Origin of the sequence: Undibacterium sp. CY21W (assembly GCF_014284265.1) — a bacterium.
Classification (GTDB): Bacteria; Pseudomonadota; Gammaproteobacteria; order Burkholderiales; family Burkholderiaceae_D; genus Undibacterium; species Undibacterium aquatile.
The window spans coordinates 326,847-343,618 of record NZ_JACOGE010000002.1 but is presented as its reverse complement, the minus strand read 5'-3'; the positions used below and the strand labels follow the sequence as shown (position 1 = coordinate 343,618).

Below are 16,772 nucleotides of genomic sequence, written 5' to 3'. Positions count from 1 at the left end.
TCACTCTGATTTATCTAACCCCACGCCCGCTGATGCGGGCTTTTTTATTTGGAGCTTCTATGCCAAACATCAGTAAGGCTATTACTCGCGAACAAGTTCATGTCAGTCTGCGGGCGGCACCGATTACGACATCCAATGAAACCGACCGCACCATCAATGTGACCTGGACAGCGGGAGCCGGTGTTCGTCGTTATGACTATATGCGAGAACGCTACTACCAGGAGCAATTAAGTCAGGAAGCTAGCGCCGTTCGCATGGAAACCCTGCAGTCCGGGAAAGCGCCGTTTCTCAATACCCACTCCAGCTGGAGTCTGGGCGATGTGATCGGCGTGATCGAGTCAGCATCATCTCCTGCAGATGGCGGCGCAGCAGTCATTCGTTTCTCCAAGCGCGCTGAAGTCGAACCGATCTTTCAGGATGTCAAAGACAAAATTCTAAACAGCGTATCGCTCGGCGCAAAAATCCATCGAATGGAAATGATTGCTCCCGATGTCGAGGGGAATAAAGACTGGATTTATCGCGCTATCGATTGGGAGCCGTATGAAATATCGCTCGTTCCTATCGGCGCTGATCCGGGGGCTGTCGTGCGCAGTGCCGACGGCAAGATCGTAGAACAACCAAAACCACCTATGTTCGAGTGTGAAGTCATCACCATCACTCGCAGCATAACTCCAACGGACAATGCAAGCGCAGCGTCCACAACTACTCAGAAAGGTAATTCCATGCCTCAGTCTATTGAAGAACTTAAACGCGCAGTAATTGAAGCGGAAGCTGCGCTGAAAACTGCCCGCGCTGCACAACAAGGTACGTCTGTGCCAACAGTCGTCACAGAGACAGAACAAACAACGGCGCGTACCAATGCTACGAACGATGCAGCGACAATTGAACGTAATCGTATTAAAGACATCCGCGAGGCTGTTCGCGCCAGTACCTTGCCCGGCAAAGAAGCCCTGATCGATGGTTATACAGACCGAGGTCTGTCAGTTGATGCCGTCCGCGCAGATGTTCTGCGCCGCATGGCCGAGGCCAGCGAAGCAAATGCCGTCCGTGGTCAGGGTGGCCATCGTGTTGAAACCGTCACTGATGAAACCGAAGTGCGGCGCGAAGCGATGATGGTCTCCGTCATGCATCGTATTGCACCATCGGCGGTCAAACTCACAGATGCTGCTCGCGTTTATCGTGGTCTGTCATTGCGCGAACTCTGCCGCGAAGCACTCGAAGCTGGCGGCATTTCCACGCGCGGCATGAGCCAGATGGAATTGGCTTCTGCTGCACTGGGCATGTCTCAGCGTGGATTCCACAACACTACTGATTTGCCACTGATTTTCGGTAATGTAATTTCCCGTACTATGCGTCAGGCTTATGCTGGTGCGCCAAAGACATTCACGTCGTGGGCAACACCTGGCACGTTGTCTGATTTCCGTCCTGTCACGCGTGCTTCGTTTGATGCGGCAGTGCAGTTTGACAAGATCGGTCAGTCCGGCGAATACAAATACGGCAGTCTGCAGGACGGTGGCGAAACGATCCAACTGGCCACATACGGTAAGGCGGTCAACTTCACGCGCCAGATGATCATCAACGATGATCTGTCGGCATTGCAACGACTGCCGCAGTTCTTTGGCCGTGCAGCGGCAGATATGGAATCGGACATTGTCTACAGCATCTTGATGAACAATCCAAAAATGTCAGATGGCGTTGATTTATTCCATGTCGACCGTGGAAACATTGCAGATACTGCAGCAAAAATCAGCGTTGATAGTCTCTCTGCTGGTCGCGCTGCACTGCGTGTGCGTAAATCACCAGGTGGTTCCGTACTCAATCTGGCGCCCAAAATCTTGCTGGTTCCTGCGGCACTTGAAACGCTGGCATTGCAATACACAAGCAATGCGTACACACCGACGAAATCAACAGATCAAAACATTTTCCAGAATGTATTGACGCCAGTAATTGAGCCGCGCCTCGATGCTGCATCGATTAAAGCATGGTGGCTGATAGCAGATAAGTCGCAAATTGATACCGTTGAGTTTGCTTATCTCGACGGTGAAGAAGGCATCTTCACTGAACAAAACACCGATTTTGATCGTGATGGCATTCAAGTCAAAGGCCGTATCGACTTTGCTGCAAAGGCCATTGACTGGCGCGGTATGCATGTGAACATGGGTGCTTAATCACAGTGTTTTAATGCAGTTTCAGATCTGACTCAGTACTTTACTGAGTTTATTTTCTCTCACCAATGACCGGGTAATTCCCGGTCATTTTCATTTGAGGTCTCTATGAAAAACTATGTACAAGACGGCGACAGCCTGTCAGTAGTTGCACCCTATAACGTGGACAGTGGTGCTGGTGTGTTGGTTGGTGCGATATTTGGCATTGCTATCTGCGCGGCAGTTGCTGGAGCATCGCTTGATATCGAACGTGAGGGTGTTTATACCCTCGCTAAAACATCGGCACAGGAATGGACATTCGGTCAGAAAGTCTACTGGGATGATGCGAATAAGCGTTGCGATACCGATAGCACAGTTGGCCCATTGATTGGTGCAGCCGCGTCTGCAGCGTCGAATCCAAGCACACAGGCCGCCGTGGTGCTGAACGGCACTATTCCATTCGGACTTGAAGGTGCACAGGCAGCGATTGCAGATATTGCCGTCGCGAATGCAACTGATGCTGCGACAGCCGCTACCTTAGCCAATGCATGCAAAGCTACATTGAATGCATTGCTGGCAGAGCTGCGCATCATCGGCATCATTAAATCAACTTAATTCCAGGAGAAAGGCGGGCGGGATTTCCCCGCCTGATTATCTATGACTTGGGATAAATCTGAATTTTTTGAAGCGATGGCTGATGAAGGCTTTCTTACCAAAGTTGTTGTTGAGTCAGGGATATCGGCGGGCGAGTTCTTCATGGCAGATTATCGCAAGCCTGCGCAGGTCATTTTTGATGGTACTGCACAGCAGACAGAGCACAGCATTCGCTATCAATTTGCCGATGTAGTTTTGCATCGGAATGATGAAGTCAGTATTGCTGGAAATCGTTTCAAATTGAGCCAGCCTAAACCAACTGGCGATGGAACGACGTACTGCGTCGCGGCACTGGAGCCAGTGAAATGACAACGACATTACGTGAGCGCTATCTCGATCAGATTGTTGATCTGATAAGGGCAATACCTGGGATCACTGCTGTTGTTGATCGATCTGTTTCAGCAGCATTCGAGGTTGACGACAGCGATGTCATCGTCATTCACCGGGGTAAAGAAACGCCAGAGCAAGAAATGCATGGTGCGACTGACAGAACATGCGATGTCATGGTCAGCGTTGTGACGCGCAATAGTATTCCAGAGCGTGTGGCAGATGGCCTGATGTCCATTATCCATCCGGCCATGATGCATTTCTCTGACGACGCCCTGATCGACATAACGGAAGGCATTACCGAACAGCCTAGATATGGTGGCGAAAACGGGAAAGCCTGCATGATTTCCACCCATTACTTCATCTTGTATCGGACTGATCCAGACAGTCTGGTGCAGTAACCAATCTGAAAGGTCTCCATGTCCAATCAAAATCACGGCGCGGGCGGCAGCTATGTCATCGATGCAGATGGCAAGCGGGTGCTTGTCGAGAGAACGAAAGAGCATCATGAAATTGACCAGAGCGAATATGCGGCGAACGTTACCGGTCTGTCAGTTGCGACGGTTTCAGATGTACCGGAAGCAGCGCAGATTACATCGCAAAAGCAAGCGCCGCGTGACGTTGCCAGTCGCGAAAAAAAGTAATCCACCTCAACCAAAACGATAGGAGTCAGCACTATGGCTGAAGCAATCCTCAGAGCAAAGAAAAAAATTCTGCTCTCAAAAATAGAAGCAATTTATGCCGATGATCCCAACCCCAGCGTTGGCGCTAATGCTGTTATGGTAAAAAACATCGACATCACCCCGATGGAGATCGAAGCGCAAGCCCGTGACAACATTAAGCCGTATTTCGGCAATGATGAAGATGTCACTGCTGTTGCCTACGCAAAAGTCTCATTTGAGGTTGAACTCACTGGCAGTGGCACGGCAGGAACAGTACCACCGATTGGTCAATTATTGCGCGGCGCTGGCATGGCGGAGACGGTGCTTGCTGCAGCAGTAACGGGAACGGCAGCATCAGGTTCACTCTCTAAAATTGTTCTCGCTGCAGGGGCATCTGCTACAGATAACGCCTATGCCGGGCTGACGATCAATTTTACTGCCGGGGCAAATGCAGGAAAATCAGCCGTCATTAAATCGTATATCGCAGCAACAAAAGAGGCAACGCTGACTGAAAGCATGCCAGTTGCGATTGATAACACCAGTGTCTATACCATCCCTGCGCAGGTTGTCTATCATCGCATCACTGACTCGCTAGAATCAATTACGCACTATGCCTATTTCGACAAAGTGCTTCACAAAATGATTGGCGCCCGTGGATCGGCATCACTGTCGTTGTCAAACAAAAAGGTTCCAACGGTAAAATTCAGTTATACCTGCATCTATGTTCCGGTCATCGATGCCCCTGCGCCGCCGGCTTCTTTTGCTTCACGTGAGAAGCCGCTGGCCGTCAATAGCATCAATACTAAATCTGTAAAGGTATTGGGTTATGACAAGGCGGTTTTTTCAGAGCTTAGTTTTGACCTGGCTAATGAGGTGACATTCCGTTCGTTACCTGGTGCGCCTGAGCGTGTCGAAATTACCGATAGCAAACCAACAGGTTTGCTGACGCAAGAAGCAACGACAGTCGCAACAAAAGATTGGTGGTCTGCAATTCGCAACGCTGACGTTGGCGCGCTGAGCCTGACGCACGGTGTCGATGTGGGAAACATCATAAAAATTGATTGCCCTCGCGTCCAGCTCGGCAAGCCAACTTACTCCGAGCTGGACGGCATCCAGATGTTGCAGACATCCCTGAAATTGTTGCCGGACGAAGGCAATGATGAGCTGACGATCTGCTTTTTGTAATCTTAGTCGTACCTCCAGTTTTAAAAAAATAAGCCACGATACGTCGTGGCTTTTCTCTTTCTATTTACCAAAAAAAGGAAAAATCATGTTTGTTATTCGCGAAGAAGTCGAGGAAACCATCGAATGGCCTGTGGTAGTTGAAGTGGCCGTCAGTGGGGGTAAATCAAAAAAATACGAATTCACAGGCATCTTCAAGCGCCTGAACGATGAGCAGAAAAAAGCATTATCAGAAATAGATCGTACTGGCGACGATACTGAATGGACTGAATCTTATTTGAATCGCACGATGGAAGTCATGGTCGATTGGAAAGGTGTCGTCGATAAGAATAAAGAGCCTATTCCTTACAACCGGGATAATCTCCGTAAAGCGATCCTGGCAGTCAACGGCATGGCAACAATCACCGGTATCACTCGTGCAATGGGGCAGATTGAAGGCGGTATTAAAGCAAAAAACTAGAAGAGGCTGCGCGAGTCTGGGCGCGTGGCAAGCCTGATGCAGGCGATAGTCAGGACATTCTCGATGAACTGGCTGACTACGGCATGACAGCCGAAGATGCAAAAGAATGGATCGATGACGATGACGACGAGCAGGAGGACTTTCCGGTGCATCCAGACAATGTACTTGCCTTGCGTGTTTTCATCGTCTTAGAAAGCCAGTGGCGGGTCGTCTGCAACATGAGTGGGTTGATCTATCTTGGTATTGATTACTCAGTTTTAAATGAAGTGTGGGAGAGGATGCATGTCAAAGTAAAAGACCGTGACAAAGTCTTTCATCAGTTGCGGATTATGGAGCGTGCAGCTCGGCCTATCCGTAATGGTAAAGAAAAATAAGCCGCAATCATTGTAAGTAAAAGCAGCAAATGAAAAGAGCTATCTCAACGATAGCTCTTTTTTTTATGGGGAAACCAAAATGGGAGCCATAACAAAAATTGCACAGCTGGTTGTCGATATTGAGGGCAATACCGCAAAGCTACGCGAAGACATGCGGGCAGCGACTGGCATTGTTAAAAGCTCAGTCGATGATATTCAGGCGCGTATGAATGCCATGAAATCGGGTATGGATGCTGTTGTCAGCCCGATTAAGAGCATCACGAATATGCTCGGCCCACTTGCTGCCGGTTTCGGAACGATACTCAGCCTGAACGCGTTTGGTAGCATGGTGCGCGGCGCAGCAGATGCCGCTGAAAAAGTGCATGACCTGGCTGCAAAAACTGGCGCATCTGTCGAATCATTATCTGCGCTGGCCAGCGTCGGAAAAATGACAGATACCAGTCTCGATACTATCGCTGGCACGATGAATAAGCTGTCAAAAAACATGGCGACGGCAGATGAGGACGGAAAAGGTGCGGCGGCGGCAATCAAAGCACTGGGCATTGACTTTGATAGTTTTCGCAAAATGTCGCCAGATCAGCAGATGCTGACTGTAGCAAAGGCGATGGACAACTTTGCTGACGGTGGCGGTAAGTCAGCGGCGGCAATGGCACTGATGGGTAAAGAGGGAGCAGCAATGATCCCCTTTATGAAAGATCTGGCCGCAGTCGGTGAACTCAATGCAAAAATGACTGCTGAGCAAGCAGCAATGGCAGACAACTTCAACGACAACATGGTGCGCATCAAAGGCACCAACGAGGCTTGGAAAAAGCAAGTCTCTATGTCTATGTTGCCTGCAATGGATGAGCTTGCTCAGGCATGGTTTGATAGTACAAAAGGCGCAAACGGTCTTAATGCAAAGATCAAAGGATTGGCCGATGATGGCTCGCTGACAGAGTGGGCGCGTGGTGCAGTAACAGCATTCACTTATTTGGTTGATGTCGGGCAGGGTCTTTTAACGCTGATACCAATGATCGGCAAGGCAATCGCCGGTGTTGTTGCTATGAATGTGTCGGCGTATGGTGCGCTCGGCGACGCGTGGTCAAAGCTCAAAAGTGGCGATATGTCTGGCGCATGGGATGCGATGAAGCGCGGTGCATCAGAAGTAAAGAATATCGCCGTCGATGTTGGCTCCGATATTTCAAAATTATGGAATCAAGAGCTGCTTGGTGAAAAAATCCGTAAAGGAATGGCGGATGTCAGGGCTGCGCGAGCAGAAATGACAAAAGAAGAAAAGCCACAAGTTGACTTAACACCACCAAAAGAAAAGGAAGACGATAAGGCGCTGAAAGCGATGGCTGCGGCTTACGATTCATTGATTCGCTCTATTCGTGAAAAAATCAATATTCAAGAGCAAGAGCGAGCATCAGACGTAACCCTGACTGAAGGGCAAAAGTTAGCAGCAAAAGTCATGGTTGATTTGCGCGACGGCGTATTGAAGCTGAAGGACACAGATAAGCAATACCTCGCGACGCTTCTTGAAAAAATGATGGCGGAAGAGCAGTCAACCGCGATTCATAAAGAAATGATTCGCCTGTCTGCTGAGCTGATTAAATCTGGATCTGATCAGATCAAAGTACTCGATACCCAGCTCGAAGCAGAGCGCGCGCATAACGAAGAGATTGGTTTATCTAAGCAGCAGCTAGTCGAATTAGCAGCAAGCAAATTACAGCTGGCTGCGGCGGTAGATGAAGAGCTTGCGAAGAATATGCGCGCAGCAGCTGAATACGCTGGCCCACTGCATGATGCATATCTTCAATATGCGCGAGACCTGGATGAGGCAGCAGAAAAAAAACGCTCTCTCGCATCAGTGAAATTAAGCAATGCCGGTAAGCAAGCCATTGTTGACGAAGCTCAGGCAGCAAGTGAGGAATTCAAACGTACTGCAGATGATATTAATAAATATCTCGGCAAGGCGATCATGAATGGATTCACTGGTACAAAGGGGTTTATTACCGACTTTACCAACGGTCTCAAAGGCTTGTTTTCCAAGCTGATACTCCAGCCGATTTTGCAGCCGTTATCGTCGGGCATTGCCTCCGTCATGGGCTTCGGCGGTGGTCAGGCAAGCGGTTTGGGTGGTGTTGGTAGTATTGCCAGCGGCTTATCCGGCGTCACCTCTGGCTTGAGTAACCTGTATAGCTTGTTCACTGGAGGGGCGCAATCAGCATTCAACTCATTTGCTCTTAGCAATATGGGAATGAATCTCGGCTTGAGCTCGTCACTATCATCTGCGTCGACCATCGGGGTAGGGCAGTTGTCCGGGTTAGGCTCAACAGGTCAGTTAGGCTTAACTGGCATGGGGCAAGTTGGTTCAAGCATTGCAGCTGCCGCGCCGTGGGTTGCTGCCGCGCTGGCTGCGTACTCGATTGGTACGGCAGCATTCGGCCACGGTGAACGTCAGATCACCGGTCAAAATGTCACCGCCAATGTCAGCTCCAGCGGCATCAGCGGTACAAAAAACGTCAGCCATACAAAATCTGGTGGCTGGCTGTCGAGCGATATTAATGGTCAGTGGAATTACGATCTCAATACCGGTAATACGGTCGCTGATGGCGTTACTTATAACGACTGGACTGGTAGCACACAGAAGGCTGGGAAAGCGATTAAAGCCGGTTTTGATTCGCTCTTATCAAGCACGATGGATTTTTCAAAATCGCTAGGCTTAAACGCTGATGCGATTATAGAAAAAACGTATTCACTGAAGTTTGATTTCGGCTCTACTGACGCTGAATTCATGACTAACCTGACCAGTGCGCTGGCTGGTGTTGCCGACACGATGGCGCAAGACTTGCTGCCATCGATTGCAAAGTTAAGGTTGGAGGGGGAATCAGCGGGTGATGCCTTTAAGCGTTTGGGTATTGAAACATCGCTGGTGGATGCCCGCGTTAAAGACCTGGGCTTAACGTTTTCTGGCAGCGGCTTTGATAAAGATACCAGTCAGTTTTTTAAACTCGATACCAGCCAGCTGATCGAGGCAAAAGATCGCCTCGTTCAACTGACTGGCGGCGCACAGGCATTCAGTGATGCGACGGCCTATTTTGCAGCAAACTTCTTGACGAAGGCTGAGCAAATGCAGCCAACGATCGACCAGGTGACAAAAGGCATGGCAGATCTTGGCTATGCAAATATCACGACGGTTGAGCAGTTTAAAAATCTGGTCAGAAGTATTGATGGATCAAGTGAGGCCGGAGCTACGCTGTTGTCAAAACTCATGGCATTAATGCCGGGCTTTAAAACAGTGGCTGATTACACTGATAGTCTCGGCACATCAGCAACAGCATCAGCTGCAGCAATTGCTCAGACAAATAAAGCGCTTCAAGATCAGATCGATGCGATGTTGTTTTCATCGATGACGCTAGAGCAGCAGCACGCAAAACAGCTAGAGGGTCAGGACGAATCAACCCAGTCGATGTACCGCAGATTATGGGCGCTGCAGGCTGAGCAGAAAGCAACAACAGATGCGGCCGCAGCTATCGAGGCTGCTAATCAAAAAATGGCGGCAGTAGCATCAGAGCGCTATGGACTTGAAACGCAATGGCTGCAATTGACTGGCCAGTCTGAAGAGTTGCATAAGCGTGAGATGGATCTGCTTGCCCCGGCTAATCGTGACCTGGCAGAGAAAATCTATCTTGAGCAAAAGCGGCAAGCAGCTGAAGAAAAATCAGCTCAGATTGCACAGCAGGTAGCGCAAGAGCAGCAGCAGGCATCGCAAGCAGCGCAGCAGGCTGCTCAGCAATTGGCGCAGGCATGGCAGTCAGTCACTGACTCGATTCTGTCTGAAGTCAGCCGGTTGCGCGGCGCATCTGTATCTGGCGGTAGTGATGCATATGCAGCTGCACAAGCTAAGTTCACTATCACGAATGCCGCTGCCGCTGCTGGTGATATGGATGCTGCAAAACTGTTACCGCAGCTTTCTCAAACGCTGGATACCCTTGCCAAGCAAAACGCCGGTAGTGCGTTGGAGCTGGCTCGCATTCGGGCGATGACCGCAAATAGCCTTGAGCAAACAGCGCTCAGCTATCAAAAATTCGGCGTTAAAGTCCCCGGCTTTGCTGGTGGTGGCGACTTCGGTGGTGGTTTGCGACTGGTTGGCGAGAATGGGCCAGAGCTTGAAGCGACTGGTGCATCCAGAATCTACAACGCCGAAAAAACGCAGTCGCTACTTGGTGGGAACAATGCTGAGCTTGTTGCTGAAGTACGCGCTTTGCGTAAAGAGCTTGAAGGTCTTCGTATTGAATCAAAAGAGAGTGCGAAAGCAATCGCGACTAGTTCAGATAAGACTGCTCGTATCTTGAGCCGAAACGAAACACCAGATGGTATCAAAGTAAAAAGTGGAGTGACTGCATGAGGACACTTGTACCGATTGTCATTACCAGTGCAATGCTTATCAACAGCAATGTTGCTGAAAATGACCATCCAGAATATATCCCCGGTGGGAATTACATGGTAGGCCAATATGTCATCGTGAAAGGAGATGTACATAAAATCTACCAGTGCCTTGCCGGGGGTACTTATCCATTTACTGACGCAACAAAATGGCTTGATTGTGGGATGGTGAACCGCTGGCTCTGGAGCGATAAATCAGTCGCTTCGCAGACGACGAACCCTATCAGCATCGAAAATGAATATCGTATTCCCAGTCGTTGTAATACCGTCGCATTGCTCAACTTATCAGCGGCTAATGTTCGTGTGCAAATGATCGATGACGCCGATGGTGTTGTCTATGACAAGTCATTTAGCATGGTCTCAACGATGGGTATTAACAATTACTCCGCATATTGCTTTGAACCGATTTCACGTAAATCAGATTTGATCCTGATGGATCTGCCGAATTATGCCAATGCCCGCATTATTGTCACGATCAGCGAACCTGCAGGGGTGGCGAAAGTGGGGGTTATCTTAATTGGACGGATTAAAAAACATGGTGAGTCGCAATACGGCATCAAGTTAGGAATCGATGATTTTTCAATAAAAGAGAATGATGAGATGGGGGCGTTTCGCGTTGTAGAGCGCGATTTCAGAAAGACGAATGAAATTTCTACAGAGATTGATAGTTGGAATGTCGATGCATTCTATAACTATCTGATATCGATCAGAGCAAAGCCGACACTCTTCATCGGATCAACCCTATATACATCAACTTATGCATGGGGATTTTATAGGGACTTTTCAATCGTGATCCCGTCTGCAACAAAATCACTATGCAATATCTCAGTGGAGAGTCTTACATGACATTACTTACCGCAATACCGAATGAAATGCCGGGACGCAATCAGGATGAAGATAAGTTTGTCCGGCTGATGGATCAACTGTTTGTTGCACTGCCGGGTTTTCAAAGTCAGCTGAATAGCATCATCGGTGAGATTAACGCGCTTGTTGTGGACGCAAATGAAAGCAAAACTGCAGCAGAGGGTTTTCTGGCTGCGATTATTGTTTATGCGACAAATGCGGCGAATAGCGCCTCTGCTGCAGCTTTATCAACAAACGTCACCAAATGGGTCACAGGTATCACTTATGTTTCCTCTGATATCGGAAGAGTAGTCTGGTCGCCAACCGACTTTCAGAACTACCGTTTAATGATCGCAGGAACATCAACCATTGACCCGAATCTTGAGGATGGTATCGGCTCACCACGTATGTGGCGAAAAATCAATTATGAAAAGCCGGCGCTTGTTGTTTCTGCAAATACAGCCACATTATCAACAGATAAGATTGCCGCAAATTCGACAAATGGGAGTTTTACGATCACCGCACCGTCTAATCCGGTTGCGGGTGAAACATGGTTTGAAGTATTTGATTACGCTGGGACATTTGCTAAAAACAACGTTACTGTCAATTTTAATGGCGGAAAATTTGAGGGCGTTACCGGTGATACGTTTATTTTAGATATGAATAACTTAGATATTAAATTTCGGTACATTGATACACTGAAAGGTTGGGTAGCACGATGACGCGAGCAAGTACAAAATTTGGCGGAGGAACTCAGGTTGGTGATGGTTCGTTCATACCTGACTCCGGAACGTTAGTGGTGCGACCAGACCAGACAAAGTTTTTACGCTCGGGGACTGTTGGTCTATCAAGTTTGTACCCACAGGCTGCGAAGGTAGAGTCTTTGATGGTACATGGTGAGGGTATTTCAATATTCCCTAATGCTGTGAATGTCCAAGGGTATGCTCACAATGGAACTGGAACAGTTGTGGTTGTCTACAATGACGCTACTTACGTTTTAGTATCAACTGATTACGGCAGAACGTGGTCAAAAATTGCTCACAATTTACCTGGTGCAAACGTTGGCGTTGTATGGCTCAGCGGTCGATTTATTTTAGCTAGCGCAGCAACAACTACTACTAGCAGCGACTCTGTTAAGTGTAGCTACTCAACAACTGGGGCGACATTTACAGCAGGTGGGACAGTTGTACTAGATGGAGTTGCCTACACTGGCAATACATCTATTGCCACGGATGGAACCAGAGCAATTATCTGCATAGGTTCTAGTAGCGGTGCGACTAAGGTTGTATCAACCACCGATGGTGTAACACTTACTTCACGTACAGTTCCATCTGCGCCATATGGGACTGACCCAAAAATTCTTTACAACGCATCAGCTGGAGCTAATGGTTGGCTTATTTGTGCCTCAGGTGGGGTCACTACCGCCGCGCGCTCTACTGTGGCGGACGGGAGTGCTTGGGAAGTAGTTACACTCCCAGCAAACTTTGCAAATACTAGCGGAGCAGCTTCGGGATTGGGCTTATTTGTTATCGGTACGTTGACAAACTTCTACACATCGACAAATGGGGCTACTGGGTCATGGAGTAACATCGGCAATCCACAAATTCCAAGCACTGCAAATACCTCGGGTACTGCTGGCATTGCTGGTAAGTTAAGTATTAATTTTGACGGAACCCGATTTGTTTTAGGTACAGGTCTAAGTTTATCTGGCAGTGGCGGTTCACAGTTTATGTACACCACCGACTTTAGGCAATTCACAACACGCCAAATTATTCCGCAGTCCATCAGTAATCAAACAAATCTATATTTAACAGCTCTTCCTGCTGGTAATGCAATGATGTTTTTACCTGCATCTCCCTCATCAGGAAGTTCAACGAGTTATATATGGTCAGCAAACTGGCTTACATCAAGCGAATATGTTGGGTCTTCTGTTCAATTTTCTATGCCCGCATTAACGTCAATTGGTGCGCAGCGTATCGTTTTTGGTTATGTGAGGGTGGATTAATATGGAGCATTTAGCTGAATACTTAACGTTTTCACCATTGCCAACACAAACACTCCCGTTATCAGTCAATCGCTACCAAGCGCGGCAGGCGCTCGTTTTAGCTGGATTATTTGATCGGGTGCAGCCACTTATTGATGGAATCCAGGACCCAACAGAGCGCATGCTCACGCAGGTCGCATGGAATGATGCGCCAAATTTCAGACGTGACCACCCATTTCTTGTGAAAATCGCCATGGCGTTAAATTTAACGGATACTGATCTTGATGCGTTATTTACGACTGCCGCCAGTTTGTAAATAGCCACACTTAAACATCACCCGCTTCGGCGGGTTTTTTTATGCCTGCCGCGTGATTCACGGCGGGCTTTTTTGTGCCCAAAGGAGAGGCAATGCAAGATGATTTCGGCAATAAAGTTCACCCGCAAACGATCAAAGAGTTGCAGGCGCGTATGGATAGCATCCAGTCGCAGCTCGATGAAAACACTGAATCAACACGTCGCACAGAGAGTAATACATCTGAGCTGATCGATATTTTGAACAGCTTTAAGTCGGCGTTCAAAGTGTTGTCATGGATCGGCAATCTTGCCAAGCCGATCAGCGCGATTGTCGGCCTCGGACTCGGCATCTGGGGTATTGTGCAAGCCGTTAAAACAGGGGTAAATCCAAAATGAGCACAGTTAAAAGAAGCCTGATTGCTATCGTCGGTGCAGCAGCTGCGTCTGGCTTGATGCTGTTTGTGCCCGCGCAGGAAGGCACAGTCTACAAAACTTATAAAGACATTGGCGGCGTTCTGACGTACTGCACCGGTGCGACTGAAGACGCGATGTGGGGTAAGACGTACACCCCGGCAGAATGCAAAGCGCAACTCGATAAAGACTTGGCACGACATGCAGAGGGTGTGATGTCTTGCGTTCATGCGCCGCTGACAGATGGACAGAAAATCGCGTTTGTTGATGTTGCGTATCGCATTGGCGTAGTCGGATTCTGCGATTCGAGCATGGCTATAAGGGTGAACGCTGGCGACCTGGTTGGCTCTTGCAATGCACTGCTGATGTACGACGGCATCAACAAGTTGGTCATTCAAAAAGATGGAACGAAGAAAAAAATTCACATCATCATTCCTGGTATTGCTAACCGCGCCAAACGTGAAAGAGAAATATGTCTGAGGTCTTAAATAATATTGTCCCGTGGTACGTGCGGGCGCTGGTTACTGTCGCCGCAGGCACAGTGATCTATCTGCTCGGTATGATGCATGGTGAGCGCAGTGCCGGGCAAGCCCACATTGATTACATATCAGCGCAAGCTGCGAAGTCAGTCAAAGTCTCGCAGGCGCAAATGAAGGTCGTCATTGAAACGCAAGTGAAGTACGTCGACCGCATTAAAACTATCTATAAACAAGGGGAAACAATTGAAAAGCAAGTGCCGATTTACATCACTGACGCTGATAACGCTGGCTGCACTATTAACACTGGCTTCGTGCGCTCATACAACGCCGCCTGGACAAATCAGCCTGCCGGATCTGTCGCCGAATCTGACAGAGAACCCGCCGGAATTCCGCTTGCTGAAGTCGCGGAAACAACCGCCTTCAACGCAACAGCCTGCATCGCATGGCGAGAACAAGCCCTGATGTTGCGGGAGCTATACACAAAGCTGCAGGCGGCAACGAAGTGATTTAAATGTGCAGACGTCTGCACTATGAAACAGAGCGCCGGGATGCGTTGCGCTAACAACGCTCCCCGGCCTCAATCCACTGCGTTATCAGTGAACCAAGCAAGGCTCTGCCAGCTCGCGAGCGGGCGAAGTCTAGCATAATTAACAATTAAAAGGTTTACTTATGGCTATGCCTATTATTCCGTGGATCGGCGGCAAACGCCGTCTTGCTGATCAGTTGATCCCTAATTTTCCGGCGCACAAATGCTATGTGGAAGTGTTCGCTGGCGGCGCTGCCCTGTATTTTATGCGTCAGCCTGCTGACGTTGAGGTGATTAATGACATTAACGGCGAGCTGGTGAATTTATACCGTGTCGTTAAAAATCATCTGGAAGAGTTTGTGCGTCAATTCAAATATGCACTATCAAGCCGTGATGTATTCAAATGGCTGCAAGACACGCCGCCAGAAACGCTGACGGACATTCAGCGCGCTGCCCGATTTTTCTACTTACAGCAGCACGCATTCGGCGGCAAGGTCGATGGCCAGAGTTGGGGAACGGCCACCACTGCGCCGCCAGTCAATCTGCTACGGATAGAAGAAAACCTGTCTGCTGCTCATTTGCGGTTAGCCGGTGCGTTCATCGAGAATCTGGATTGGCACAAGCTGATGCTGAAATATGATCGCCCGCATACGTTCTTTTACCTTGACCCGCCGTACTGGGAAACAGAAGGCTATGGCGTCGATTTTGGCATTGAGCAGTATGAGCGTATGGCCGCGCTGCTGAAAAACATCAGCGGCAAGGCGATCATTAGCCTGAACGACCACCCAGACATCCGGCGAATATTCGCAGACTTTGAGATCGATACAGTGCCGATTAAATACACTGTCGGCGGCGGTGCAAAGAGTGTCGATAGAAACGAAGTTATTATTTATTCGTGGGACAGGTCACGTGAGCCTGTGGGCTTGTTCTAAGAAATAAAGCCCGGATATGCCGGGCTTTATTAATGATGCTTTATAGTCTTTAGAAGCTCAGTACAGACTTTTGTAATAGTTGATACCGCTGATGAATCATTGGATTTTTCATCTTTATCCTTAGTCGAATCTTTATGAGTAAAAACCCCGATAATAATAAATACCGAAAGTAGTGTCGGTATCGATCCTGTCATTCCTACAAGGATAACCCCAGTGATCGGGAATTCTTTATGGAATGCCTCTAGAGATAAAAATAAGCAGATTACAGTAATGAAAAAAATACAATAAAGAATAATAATAGCAACACACAGAATTCCAAAAAATGTATTTTGGAATTCTAGGCGTTGCTCAAGAGTATCGTTAGCAATTCTTTCTTTTCTTGACTCTGGGGCATTAAAAAATTTTACTTCTTCTTCTATGCTTGGGGTTTCTTCATTTACAAAAGGTTGGTTTTGTTTTTGAAGTGACGCTTGATTAATTCGTTGTCGATTGCGAAATTTTTTGGGGAAATAGACCATGGTGTTCCTGGCTCATGAGTCATGGATGAAAGTTGAGAGGCTGAGTACTTGTTGTATTTTGCCCAAACCTTTTTAAGGATATCCCAAAACTCAGGTCTATGTTCCTTGCTTATGAAATAAGCGCCAGGTTTTTCTTCCCCAGTTTTTCTCTCGAAAATATACTCATCTATTGGTCGTGGACCATAGTGCTTTAACTCAGAATAAAGGCTGGGGACAACAGGGCCATAAGGCCATGCCTCAAAATTATCATCGATAAGTGGCTCGCCTGTTTCTGCTAAATAGTGCCCATGAAGAAAATAGAGGATTTTTTGCAACTTCAAATGCGTAAGATCATTTGTCTTTTCGCTATTTCCAATTGCTAAAATACTATTTGTGACTGGTATGACTCGCATGTTGCTCTCCTCCTTTCTTTCTTAAATATAGCTCAAATATGATGAATGCGTATACAAAAACCATAATTTTTATATAGTTAAATCTATATTTAGAGACACAATACCAATAAAAAAACCCGGATAAACCGGGCTTTTTTATGCTGTCATTTTGTTGTCATTCCA

General features: G+C 48.0%; 19 protein-coding genes. 17 read left to right on the top strand and 2 right to left on the bottom strand.

Annotated features, from left to right (window positions below; all coding sequences use genetic code 11):
- Positions 1 to 59 precede the first annotated feature (59 nt).
- From H8K29_RS06140 to H8K29_RS06060, 17 genes are all read left to right on the top strand, one after another.
- The gene (locus H8K29_RS06140; RefSeq protein ID WP_186896852.1) at positions 60 to 2,168 is read left to right on the top strand and encodes a prohead protease/major capsid protein fusion protein; all 2,109 of its coding nucleotides are present in this window, start codon (positions 60 to 62) and stop codon (positions 2,166 to 2,168) included.
- A gap of 105 nt (positions 2,169 to 2,273) precedes the next feature.
- Positions 2,274 to 2,759 (top strand): DUF2190 family protein, encoded by a 486-nt coding sequence (locus tag H8K29_RS06135; protein WP_186896851.1) that lies wholly within the window; start codon positions 2,274 to 2,276, stop codon positions 2,757 to 2,759.
- Between the two features lie 42 nt (positions 2,760 to 2,801).
- Complete coding sequence (locus H8K29_RS06130; RefSeq protein WP_186896850.1) at positions 2,802 to 3,107, top strand: hypothetical protein; 306 nt, start codon at positions 2,802 to 2,804, stop codon at positions 3,105 to 3,107.
- Positions 3,104 to 3,526, top strand: coding sequence for a hypothetical protein (locus H8K29_RS06125; RefSeq protein WP_186896849.1), 423 nt, complete (start codon positions 3,104 to 3,106; stop codon positions 3,524 to 3,526). Before H8K29_RS06130 ends, H8K29_RS06125 begins: the two co-directional genes overlap by 4 nt.
- An 18-nt stretch (positions 3,527 to 3,544) precedes the next feature.
- On the top strand, positions 3,545 to 3,769 hold the full coding sequence (locus H8K29_RS06120; RefSeq protein WP_186896848.1) for a hypothetical protein: 225 nt from the start codon (positions 3,545 to 3,547) through the stop codon (positions 3,767 to 3,769).
- A 33-nt stretch (positions 3,770 to 3,802) separates the two neighbouring features.
- Complete coding sequence (locus tag H8K29_RS06115) at positions 3,803 to 4,972, top strand: phage tail tube protein (protein ID WP_186896847.1); 1,170 nt, start codon at positions 3,803 to 3,805, stop codon at positions 4,970 to 4,972.
- Positions 4,973 to 5,057: 85 nt separating this feature from the next.
- Positions 5,058 to 5,429 (top strand): hypothetical protein, encoded by a 372-nt coding sequence (locus tag H8K29_RS06110; RefSeq protein ID WP_186896846.1) that lies wholly within the window; start codon positions 5,058 to 5,060, stop codon positions 5,427 to 5,429.
- An 83-nt stretch (positions 5,430 to 5,512) separates the two neighbouring features.
- Positions 5,513 to 5,803 (top strand): DUF1799 domain-containing protein, encoded by a 291-nt coding sequence (locus tag H8K29_RS06105; RefSeq protein ID WP_186896845.1) that lies wholly within the window; start codon positions 5,513 to 5,515, stop codon positions 5,801 to 5,803.
- 79 nt (positions 5,804 to 5,882) lie between these two features.
- A complete protein-coding gene (locus H8K29_RS06100) occupies positions 5,883 to 10,193 on the top strand; it encodes a hypothetical protein (protein WP_186896844.1) in 4,311 nt (1,436 codons plus the stop codon).
- Positions 10,190 to 11,077, top strand: coding sequence for a hypothetical protein (locus tag H8K29_RS06095; protein ID WP_186896843.1), 888 nt, complete (start codon positions 10,190 to 10,192; stop codon positions 11,075 to 11,077). Before H8K29_RS06100 ends, H8K29_RS06095 begins: the two co-directional genes overlap by 4 nt.
- The gene (locus H8K29_RS06090; protein ID WP_186896842.1) at positions 11,074 to 11,796 is read left to right on the top strand and encodes a hypothetical protein; all 723 of its coding nucleotides are present in this window, start codon (positions 11,074 to 11,076) and stop codon (positions 11,794 to 11,796) included. Before H8K29_RS06095 ends, H8K29_RS06090 begins: the two co-directional genes overlap by 4 nt.
- A gap of 164 nt (positions 11,797 to 11,960) precedes the next feature.
- Positions 11,961 to 13,079, top strand: coding sequence for a hypothetical protein (locus H8K29_RS06085; RefSeq protein ID WP_186896841.1), 1,119 nt, complete (start codon positions 11,961 to 11,963; stop codon positions 13,077 to 13,079).
- A 1-nt stretch (position 13,080) separates the two neighbouring features.
- Positions 13,081 to 13,374 carry a hypothetical protein gene (locus tag H8K29_RS06080; RefSeq protein ID WP_186896840.1) on the top strand — a complete coding sequence of 98 codons (294 nt, stop codon included), beginning with the start codon at positions 13,081 to 13,083 and terminating at the stop codon, positions 13,372 to 13,374.
- Positions 13,375 to 13,466: 92 nt separating this feature from the next.
- Positions 13,467 to 13,748 (top strand): hypothetical protein, encoded by a 282-nt coding sequence (locus tag H8K29_RS06075; RefSeq protein ID WP_186896839.1) that lies wholly within the window; start codon positions 13,467 to 13,469, stop codon positions 13,746 to 13,748.
- Positions 13,745 to 14,251, top strand: a complete 507-nt coding sequence (locus tag H8K29_RS06070; protein WP_186896838.1) for a lysozyme — start codon at positions 13,745 to 13,747, stop codon at positions 14,249 to 14,251. Before H8K29_RS06075 ends, H8K29_RS06070 begins: the two co-directional genes overlap by 4 nt.
- Positions 14,236 to 14,748 (top strand): hypothetical protein, encoded by a 513-nt coding sequence (locus H8K29_RS06065; RefSeq protein WP_186896837.1) that lies wholly within the window; start codon positions 14,236 to 14,238, stop codon positions 14,746 to 14,748. Before H8K29_RS06070 ends, H8K29_RS06065 begins: the two co-directional genes overlap by 16 nt.
- A gap of 163 nt (positions 14,749 to 14,911) precedes the next feature.
- Positions 14,912 to 15,700, top strand: a complete 789-nt coding sequence (locus H8K29_RS06060) for a DNA adenine methylase (protein WP_186896836.1) — start codon at positions 14,912 to 14,914, stop codon at positions 15,698 to 15,700.
- A 29-nt stretch (positions 15,701 to 15,729) separates the two neighbouring features.
- Here H8K29_RS06060 and H8K29_RS06055 read toward each other — a convergent pair whose 3' ends face one another.
- Both H8K29_RS06055 and H8K29_RS06050 read right to left on the bottom strand, forming a co-directional pair.
- The gene (locus tag H8K29_RS06055; protein WP_186896835.1) at positions 15,730 to 16,218 is read right to left on the bottom strand and encodes a hypothetical protein; all 489 of its coding nucleotides are present in this window, start codon (positions 16,216 to 16,218) and stop codon (positions 15,730 to 15,732) included.
- The gene (locus tag H8K29_RS06050; RefSeq protein WP_186896834.1) at positions 16,137 to 16,610 is read right to left on the bottom strand and encodes a Panacea domain-containing protein; all 474 of its coding nucleotides are present in this window, start codon (positions 16,608 to 16,610) and stop codon (positions 16,137 to 16,139) included. The genes H8K29_RS06055 and H8K29_RS06050 overlap by 82 nt, the downstream gene beginning before the upstream one ends.
- Between the last annotated feature and the right edge of the window lie 162 nt (positions 16,611 to 16,772).

Excerpts from the sequence above, each read along its gene's own strand:
- H8K29_RS06140 (WP_186896852.1), top strand. The coding sequence starts at position 60 with ATGCCAAACATCAGTAAGGCTATTACTCGCGAACAAGTTCATGTCAGT.
- H8K29_RS06135 (WP_186896851.1), top strand. The coding sequence starts at position 2,274 with ATGAAAAACTATGTACAAGACGGCGACAGCCTGTCAGTAGTTGCACCC.
- H8K29_RS06130 (WP_186896850.1), top strand. The coding sequence starts at position 2,802 with ATGACTTGGGATAAATCTGAATTTTTTGAAGCGATGGCTGATGAAGGC.
- H8K29_RS06125 (WP_186896849.1), top strand. The coding sequence starts at position 3,104 with ATGACAACGACATTACGTGAGCGCTATCTCGATCAGATTGTTGATCTG.
- H8K29_RS06120 (WP_186896848.1), top strand. The coding sequence starts at position 3,545 with ATGTCCAATCAAAATCACGGCGCGGGCGGCAGCTATGTCATCGATGCA.
- H8K29_RS06115 (WP_186896847.1), top strand. The coding sequence starts at position 3,803 with ATGGCTGAAGCAATCCTCAGAGCAAAGAAAAAAATTCTGCTCTCAAAA.
- H8K29_RS06110 (WP_186896846.1), top strand. The coding sequence starts at position 5,058 with ATGTTTGTTATTCGCGAAGAAGTCGAGGAAACCATCGAATGGCCTGTG.
- H8K29_RS06105 (WP_186896845.1), top strand. The coding sequence starts at position 5,513 with ATGACAGCCGAAGATGCAAAAGAATGGATCGATGACGATGACGACGAG.
- H8K29_RS06100 (WP_186896844.1), top strand. The coding sequence starts at position 5,883 with ATGGGAGCCATAACAAAAATTGCACAGCTGGTTGTCGATATTGAGGGC.
- H8K29_RS06095 (WP_186896843.1), top strand. The coding sequence starts at position 10,190 with ATGAGGACACTTGTACCGATTGTCATTACCAGTGCAATGCTTATCAAC.
- H8K29_RS06090 (WP_186896842.1), top strand. The coding sequence starts at position 11,074 with ATGACATTACTTACCGCAATACCGAATGAAATGCCGGGACGCAATCAG.
- H8K29_RS06085 (WP_186896841.1), top strand. The coding sequence starts at position 11,961 with ATGGTACATGGTGAGGGTATTTCAATATTCCCTAATGCTGTGAATGTC.
- H8K29_RS06080 (WP_186896840.1), top strand. The coding sequence starts at position 13,081 with ATGGAGCATTTAGCTGAATACTTAACGTTTTCACCATTGCCAACACAA.
- H8K29_RS06075 (WP_186896839.1), top strand. The coding sequence starts at position 13,467 with ATGCAAGATGATTTCGGCAATAAAGTTCACCCGCAAACGATCAAAGAG.
- H8K29_RS06070 (WP_186896838.1), top strand. The coding sequence starts at position 13,745 with ATGAGCACAGTTAAAAGAAGCCTGATTGCTATCGTCGGTGCAGCAGCT.
- H8K29_RS06065 (WP_186896837.1), top strand. The coding sequence starts at position 14,236 with ATGTCTGAGGTCTTAAATAATATTGTCCCGTGGTACGTGCGGGCGCTG.
- H8K29_RS06060 (WP_186896836.1), top strand. The coding sequence starts at position 14,912 with ATGGCTATGCCTATTATTCCGTGGATCGGCGGCAAACGCCGTCTTGCT.
- H8K29_RS06055 (WP_186896835.1), bottom strand. The coding sequence starts at position 16,218 with ATGGTCTATTTCCCCAAAAAATTTCGCAATCGACAACGAATTAATCAA.
- H8K29_RS06050 (WP_186896834.1), bottom strand. The coding sequence starts at position 16,610 with ATGCGAGTCATACCAGTCACAAATAGTATTTTAGCAATTGGAAATAGC.